This is a genomic window from Pelomicrobium sp. (assembly GCF_036803785.1).
Lineage (GTDB): Bacteria > Pseudomonadota > Gammaproteobacteria > Burkholderiales > UBA6910 > Pelomicrobium.
Genome location: NZ_DAIRTR010000132.1, coordinates 1 through 8,017, shown reverse-complemented (window position 1 = coordinate 8,017; position 8,017 = coordinate 1). Strand labels below are relative to the sequence as shown.

General features: G+C 64.2%; 7 protein-coding genes. All 7 read right to left on the bottom strand.

All coding sequences use genetic code 11. The features are described 5' to 3' along the window. Positions 1-3: 3 nt before the first annotated feature. Positions 4-888 carry a branched-chain amino acid ABC transporter permease gene (locus V7Q81_RS13070; protein WP_333844006.1) on the bottom strand — a complete coding sequence of 295 codons (885 nt, stop codon included), beginning with the start codon at positions 886-888 and terminating at the stop codon, positions 4-6. Between the two features lie 88 nt (positions 889-976). Next, positions 977-2,194: an ABC transporter substrate-binding protein gene (locus V7Q81_RS13065; protein WP_333844003.1), complete on the bottom strand. Its 1,218-nt coding sequence runs from the start codon at positions 2,192-2,194 to the stop codon at positions 977-979. Between the two features lie 28 nt (positions 2,195-2,222). Beyond that, complete coding sequence (locus V7Q81_RS13060; protein WP_333844000.1) at positions 2,223-2,945, bottom strand: ABC transporter ATP-binding protein; 723 nt, start codon at positions 2,943-2,945, stop codon at positions 2,223-2,225. After that, positions 2,942-3,694, bottom strand: coding sequence for an ABC transporter ATP-binding protein (locus V7Q81_RS13055; protein WP_333844009.1), 753 nt, complete (start codon positions 3,692-3,694; stop codon positions 2,942-2,944). The genes V7Q81_RS13060 and V7Q81_RS13055 overlap by 4 nt, the downstream gene beginning before the upstream one ends. 25 nt (positions 3,695-3,719) lie before the next feature. After that, on the bottom strand, positions 3,720-5,351 hold the full coding sequence (locus V7Q81_RS13050) for an acyl-CoA synthetase (protein WP_333843997.1): 1,632 nt from the start codon (positions 5,349-5,351) through the stop codon (positions 3,720-3,722). A gap of 216 nt (positions 5,352-5,567) precedes the next feature. Continuing rightward, positions 5,568-7,061: a sigma-54 interaction domain-containing protein gene (locus V7Q81_RS13045; RefSeq protein ID WP_333843994.1), complete on the bottom strand. Its 1,494-nt coding sequence runs from the start codon at positions 7,059-7,061 to the stop codon at positions 5,568-5,570. Beyond that, positions 7,058-8,017: DNA repair protein RadA (gene radA / locus V7Q81_RS13040; RefSeq protein ID WP_333843992.1), on the bottom strand; the 960-nt coding region annotated here is incomplete at its 5' end. The genes radA and V7Q81_RS13045, both read right to left, overlap by 4 nt.

Sequence of the window (8,017 nt, the reverse complement as noted above, 5' to 3'; positions counted from 1 at the left end):
ATGCTATCGCTCCTTGCCGAACAGGCCGGCTGGCCGCATGAGCAGCACGATGGCCATGATCACGAATACCACCACGGCAGAAGCTTCCGGATAGTACACCTTCGTCAGGCCCTCGATTAGCCCCAGCCCCAGGCCAGTCACGATGGAGCCCAGGACGGACCCCATGCCGCCGATTACCACCACGGCAAACACCACGATGATCAGGTTGGAGCCCATCACCGGATTGACGTTGAAGATCGGCGCCGCCAGCACCCCGGCAAACGCGGCCAGCGCCACGCCGAAGCCGTAGGTCAGGGTGATCATCAAGGGCACGTTGATGCCGAAAGCCTGTAGCAGCTTGGGATTCTCCGTGCCAGCGCGCAGATACGCCCCCAGCTTGGTGCGCTCGATCATGTACCAGGTAAGCAGGCACACCACCAGCGAAGCCACCACCACCCAGGCCCGGTAGACAGGCAAGAACATGAAGCCCAGGTCGATGCCGCCAGCGAGCAGCTCCGGCACGGGATAACGCTCACCCGAGATGCCAAAGTGGTAACGGAACAGGCCCTCGATGATGAGGGCGAGGCCGAAGGTGAGCAGCAGCCCGTAAAGGTGGTCCAGCTTATACAGCCACTGCAGGAGCGCCCGCTCGATGAGGATGCCGCTCAGCCCTACCACCAGAGGGGAGAGCAACAGCGCCCACCAATAGTTGATGCCAAAGTAGGTAAGCCCGATCCAGGCGCAGAATGCCCCCATCATGTACTGGGCGCCGTGAGCGAAGTTGATGATGTTGAGCATCCCGAAAATGATGGCGAGCCCCAGGCTCAGGATGGCGTAGAACGAGCCGTTGATCAGCCCGATCAGGAGCTGGGCCATCAAGCCTTGCAAGGGGACGCCGAAGATCTCCATCGCTTCGCTCCACTCGAACGGGAATGCGCAGACCAGGGCAGGAAGCCGCTCCTGGTCCCCTGGTCGCGCTTCACCCCGCCGTCTTCGCCTATTTCTTGACCAGCGGGCACTTGCTCTCAGAAAGCGGCATGAACGCCTGATCGCCCGGGATCACCTTGCGGATGTGATAGTAGTCCCAGGGATACTTCGACTCTTCGGGCTTCTTCACCTGGGCCAGGTACATGTCGTGCACCATGCGCCCGTCGTCCCGGATCTTACCGTTCTTGGCGAAAAAGTCGTTGACCGGCGTTGCCTTCATCTTGGCCATGACGGTCATGGTGTCGTCGGTACCGGCAGCCTTGACCGCCTTCAGATAGTGGTACACCGCCGAGTAGTCGCCCGCCTGCACCATAGTGGGCATGCGCTTGCGGGCTTCGAAGAAACGCCTCGACCAGGCACGAGTCTCGTCATTGTAGTCCCAGTAGAACCCGGTGGTGAGGTACATGCCCTGGGTCGCCTTCAGACCCAGGGTGTGGACGTCGGAGATGAACATCAGCAGTCCCGCCAGCGTTTGCTTGGGGGTAATGCCGAACTCGGCTGCCTGCTTGATGGCATTGATCGTGTCGTTACCGGCATTGGCCAGGCCGATTACCTGGGCTCCAGAAGCTTGCGCCCTCAGCAGGAAAGAAGAGAAGTCCTGGGCGGGGAACGGATGGCGCACGCTACCGAGCACCTTGCCCCCCATCTTTTCCACGATCGCCGCTGTGTCCCGCTCCAGGGAGTGGCCAAAAGCGTAGTCGGCGGTCAGGAAGAACCAGGTCTTGCCTCCCTGCTCCACCACCGCGCGGCCAGTCCCTACGGCCAGGGCGTAGGTGTCGTAGGTCCAGTGCACGTTGGTGTCGGTGCATTGCTCGTTGGTGATGGGGGTGGAGGCGGCTCCCGAAACCAGGGTGATCTTGTTCTTCTCTTTGGCCACTTTCATGACCGCCAGCGCCGTGGAGGTGGTTACCAGATCCACGATCACGTCCACCTGATCCCGATCGAACCACTCCCGGGCTTTGTTAGCGGAGATGTCTCCTTTGTTCTGATGATCCGCCGAGACGATTTCCACCTTGAAGTTGGGCTTTTCCTTCGCTACGAAATCCTTGACCGCCATCTCCACCGCGAGCAGAGACCCCGGCCCGGCCAGGTCCGAATAGGTTCCGGACATGTCGGTGAGAACACCGATCTTCACCACGCCGTCGGAGATCTTCTGCTGGGCCGATAGCGCCGGGTTGACCGCCAGCAGCCCCGCTGCGACCAGCACGCTCATCAGTTTTTGTTTCATCGCTTTCTCCTCTCCCAGTCAGGGGTTGTCAGACGCCTAGATAGTCGTGCAGCAATTCCATCTTGCCTTCTAGCTCCTCTTTTCTCACCATATCCAGGATGCGCCCGTGCTCGATGACGTAATGGCGATCGGCGAGCGGCGCGGCGAAGCGGAAGTTCTGCTCCACCAGCACGATGGTGAAACCTCTGTCCTTGAGCTGGCGCAGCACCCGCCCCAGGGTGTGCACGATCACCGGCGCAAGCCCCTCGGTGATCTCGTCCAGGAGCAGGAGCCGAGCACCCGTGCGCAGAATCCGGGCCATCGCTAGCATCTGCCGTTCCCCACCGGAGAGCCGACCGCCCATGCTTTGGCGGCGCTCCTTCAAGTTGGGGAACATTTCGTAGATCTCCTCCAAGCTCATGCCGCCGCTCGATACCACCGGAGGCAGCAGCAAGTTCTCTTCACAGGTGAGGCTGGCATAGATGCCCCGCTCCTCGGGACAATAGCCGACGCCCAGATGGGCGATCTGGTGGGGCGGGAGGTTGATCGCCTCTCGGCCATTGATCATGACCGAGCCCGTGCGTCGGTCCACGAGACCCAGGATCGCTTTGAGCGTCGTGGTTCGGCCGGCGCCGTTGCGGCCAAGGAGCGTCACCAGCTCGCCTCGCTCTACCACGAAATCGATCCCGTGCAGGATGTGGGATTCGCCATAGAAGGCATGCAGGTCCGAGACCCGCAGCATCTCCACGTTGGGCTTGAACGCGCTCGTCATTGAGCCGTCCCCACGTAGGCCTCCAGGACCTTCGGGTCGTTGGAGACCTCCTCGTAGCTGCCCTCGGCCAGCACCTGTCCCCGGTTGAGCACGGTGATGGTGTCGGAGAGCTGGGCCACCACGTTCAGGTTGTGCTCCACCATGAGGACGGTGCGGTTGGCAGAGACCCGTTTGATCAGCTCCGCCACTCTTCCCACGTCCTCGTGACCCATGCCCTGGGTCGGCTCGTCCAGCAGCATCAGCTCCGGCTCCAGCGCCAGGGTGGTGGCAAGCTCCAGGGCTCGCTTGCGTCCGTAGGGCAGCTCCACGGTGACGGTATGGGCGTGGTCTTGCAAGTCCACGGCGGCAAGGAGCTCCAGCGCTCGGTCGTTCAGGACCTCCAGGCTTTTCTCCGAGCGCCAGAAATGAAAAGCGGTGCCGAGCTTGCGCTGCAGGGCAATGCGCACGTTCTCCAGCACCGTGAGATGGGGAAACACCGCCGAAATCTGAAACGAGCGCACGATCCCCCGGCGGGCGATCTGGGCCGGCTTCTCCCGGGTGATGTCCTCCCCGTTGTACAGGATGATCCCCTGGGTGGGCTCGAGAAATTTCGTGAGCAGGTTAAAGACCGTGGTCTTGCCCGCCCCGTTGGGCCCGATCAGGGCGTGGATGGTGCCGCGCCGCACCTTGAGGCTCACGTTGTCCACGGCGACGAATCCCTTGAACTCCTTGGTGAGCCCTCTCGTCTCGAGAATGATCTGTCCGTTCACTGCCATGGCTTGCCTTCCCCGCGGGTCACAGCGCCTTCGCCCGCTCCCGGAGCACGAACTTCTGGATCTTCCCTGTCGAGGTCTTGGGCAAGGGCCCGAACACCACCGTCTTCGGACATTTGAAGTGGGCAAGGTTCTGGCGGCAGAACTCGATCAGCGCTTCCTCGGTGACGGCCGCGCCCTCTTTGAGCTCCACGAAAGCGCACGGGCTTTCGCCCCACTTCTCGTCGGGCTTGGCCACCACCGCCGCGGCAAGCACCGCTGGATGGCGGTAGAGGACGTCCTCCACCTCGATGGAAGAGATGTTCTCGCCTCCGGAGATGATGATGTCCTTAGAACGGTCCTTGATCTTCACATAGCCGTCCGGCTCCATCACCGCCAGGTCACCGGTGTGGAACCAGCCGCCGGCGAAGGCTTCCTCGGTGGCCTTGGGATTCTTGAGATAGCCCTTCATGGTGATGTTGCCGCGGAACATGATCTCCCCCATGGTCTGCCCATCCCAGGGCACTTCCTCCAGGGTCTTAGGATCCATCACCGTCATGCCCTGCTGGGTCGGATAGCGCACGCCCTGGCGACCGTTCATGCGGGCGCGCTCAGCGAGGGAAAGGGTTTCCCACTCGGGGTGCTTGGCGCACACTGCCGCTGGGCCGTAGGTCTCGGTAAGCCCATAGACGTGGGTGATGTGAAAGCCAATGCGCTCCATGCCCTCGATCACCGCCGCCGGCGGCGCGGCCCCGGCAATCATGCCGTAGACCGTGTGATCGATGCCCCGGCGCAGTTCGTCCGGAGCGTTGATGAACATGGCATGCACGATGGGTGCACCGCAGTAATGGGTCACCCGGTGCCGGCGGATCAGCTCCAGCATGCGCTCGATCTCCACCTTGCGCAGGCACACGTTCACGCCCACGTTGGCCGCCATGGTCCAGGGGAAACACCAGCCGTTGCAGTGGAACATGGGCAGCGTCCACAGGTACACGGCGTGATGGGGCATGCCCCACACTAAGATGTTGCTGATGGCGTTGAGATAGGCACCTCGATGGTGATAGACCACGCCCTTGGGATTTCCTGTGGTGCCCGAGGTGTAATTGAGGGCGATGGCGTTCCACTCGTCCGAGGGCAGCGACCAGCGGAACTCGGGATCGCCCTCCTCCAGAAACGCCTCGTACTCCTTTTCCCCAAGACGCTCGCCGGGCCCCTGGTACTCCGGGTCGTCGATGTCGATCACCAGGGGACGCTTCTCTAGCCTGGCCAGGGCCTTGGCAATGGTAGGGGAGAACTCCCGGTCGGTGATCAACACCTTGGCCTCACCGTGCTGGAGCATGAAGGCGATGGCCTCGGCATCCAGCCGGGTATTGAGGGTGTTGAGCACGGCGCCGATCATGGCAGGGCCAAAATGGGCCTCGACCATGGCGGGGATGTTGGGGGCCATGACGGCCACCGTATCGCCCTCCCCCACGCCCCGGCGCTGCAGCGCCGAGGCGAGGCGCCGGCAGCGGGCGTAGGTCTCGGCCCAGGTGAGCCTGCGCTCGCCGTAGATCACCGACGGCCGCTTGGGATAGACGCAGGCCGCCCACTCCAGGAAGCTTAATGGGGAAAGGGGCGCATAATTCGCCGCATTGCGGTCCAGCGCCACGTTATAAGGATTCACGTGGGTCATCCCTCCTCCTCCAATGCGCTCAAGGACCTTGTAACCGAGCGCGCCTCAAGGGATACGTTGGCGCTCGGGTGGGCAATCCCAGGGTTCTTTTGAGACCCAAGACTCGAACCGAAACGCCCGCGCCCGGCAGGGACTTTTTACCTGGGACTCGCTGGGTCCCGGCTTGACCGGTTCCGCAGACATAATAGCCCAGGATCAAGAGAGCAAATTGATCCCTCAGGCGTTTCGATGTCTGAAAAACTTGACATGTCCCGCGGAGGGCCGTGAAGTCAGACCCAGGGTGGCCATTTTCTCGTACAGACTGGCGCGGGAAATGCCGAGGAGACGGGCCGCCATCACCTTGTTGCCCTTGGCCGCGATGAGGGCCTCCCGAATGGCCTCCCGCTGGGACTCGGCCACCGCCTCCGCCAGGCGTCGGGGACGGGCCGGATTCCCCCCCCCATCGCCTCGGCCATAAGCGAGGGGAGCGGCGGGCAGAGCGTGGGCAAAGTCGTCGGCCCCCAAGCGCCGGCTTTCCGTCAGCAGGGTGACCTGCTCCAACACGTTGCCCAGCTCCCGCACGTTGCCTGGCCAGGAATAGGCCCGTAGCAGCGCCAAGGCGTCCCGGGCCAGCTCCCGTTGAGGCAGCCCGCTGCGCTCGGCGATGCGCTCGAGCAGCACTTCGCACAGGGCTTCCAGGTCCTCCAGACGCTCCCGCAGGGGAGGCACGTCGATGCGCAACACGTTTAACCGGTAGTAGAGGTCGGCGCGCAGTCGCCCTTCCTGGACCAGACGCCGCAGATCCCGGCTCGTCGAGGCAATCACCCGCACGTCCACCTGGACCATCTCGTGGGAGCCGGGAAGCTCGAACGCCTGCTCCTGCAGCAGCCGCAGGAGCTTGGGTTGAAGCGCGAGCGGAATGTCCCCCACCTCGTCCAGGAACAGGCTGCCCCCTTGGGCCCGCCGGAGCTTGCCCTCCCAAAGGCGGCGCGGTGCGCCCTCGTTGCCGGAGGCCGCCCCGAACAGCTCCTGCTCCAAGACCGGTTCGGGCACCCCCGCCAGGCTGACGCTCACGAAGGGGCCGTCTGAGCGCGTCGAGGCGGCATGGATGGCGTGGGCCAGCAGTTCCTTGCCGGTGCCGATCTCCCCCTGGATCAGCACCGGCGTATCGAGCTGGGCAGCCCGGCGTGCCTGTCGCTTTACCTCTAGGGACGCGGCGCTTGAACCGACGAAACTGGAAAAGCTGTACCTGGGGCGTTGGTGCTCGGCCAGCTTCCGCTGGGCCCGCGCCAAGTCGCGCTGCAGGCGGGTGAATTTGGACACCAGGGGCTTCAGATACTGGGGTCGGTCGTAGAGCACGAAACCGACTGCCCCAGTCACCCGGCCGTCTTCTCCCCGCAGGGGCAGACGCGTCACCACGAAGGACTGCTGGCCGAACTCCATGATGTCCAGCAGGATCGGCTCTCCCGTTTCCACCACCCGACGCATGAGGCTGGCGGGGATCACCGCTTCCACCGGCTTGCCCAGGGCTTGATGGGCACCGGCCAGCCCGAGTAAGGCCAAGTACTTGTCGCTGATCCAAACGATGCGGGCGTCGCGGTCCACGATCACCGCCCCCTCGCAGATGCTCTCAAACAGCTGGAACAGGGAGCGCACCGCCTGCCCGTGGATCGCTTGAGCCGCCTCGGGTAAGGTCACCTCGGCGGCCTTGGACTCGTCCAGCGCGCTCATGGGCCTCTGGGGGCGCTCTCGCGCAGCAGGGCCACCGCCTGCTCGATGCGCTCCACGGCCATCAGCTCGATTCCCGCAGGAGGATGCTTGGGCGCGTTCGCCTTGGGTACCACCGCCCGGTGGAAGCCGAGCTTGGCTGCCTCCTTGAGCCGTTCTTGCCCCCGCTGCACCGGCCGTACTTCCCCGGCGAGCCCCACCTCGCCGAAGGCCACCAGCTTGGCGGGCAATGGACGGCCGCTTAAGGAGGAAGCGATCGCTAGGCACACCGGCAGGTCCGCCCCCGGCTCGTCGATCTTGACGCCCCCCACGGCGTTCACGAACACGTCCTGGTCGTAGCAGGCAATGCCCACGTGGCGGTGCAGCACCGCCAAGAGCATGGCCAGGCGGTTCTGCTCCAGCCCCACGGTGAGGCGCCGGGGGTTAGGGGCATGCGCGGTGTCGACGAGGGCCTGGATTTCCACCAGCAGGGGACGGGTGCCTTCCTGGGTTACCATGACGCAAGAGCCGGCCACCTCCCGCTCATGATGGGAGAGGAACAGGGCCGATGGATTGGACACCGGGCGCAATCCCCGCTCGGTCATGGCGAACACCCCCAGCTCGTTCACCGCCCCGAAGCGGTTCTTGAAGGCCCGGATTAGCCGGAAGCTGGAGTGGGTGTCCCCTTCGAAATAGAGCACCGTGTCCACCATGTGCTCCAGCACCCTTGGACCGGCCAGCGCGCCTTCCTTGGTTACGTGGCCCACCAGCACGAGGGCGGTGGCATGGGCCTTGGCGAGCCGGGTGAGCTGGGCGGCGCACTCCCGCACCTGGGCTACGGAGCCAGGGGCGGACTGGAGGGCGCCCGCGTAGAGCGTCTGAATGGAGTCGACCACCACCACTTGGGGGCGGCTGCGGGCGAGGGCCTCCTGGATGCGCTCGAGCTGAATTTCGGCCAGCAGGGGGAGCCGCTCCCCGGG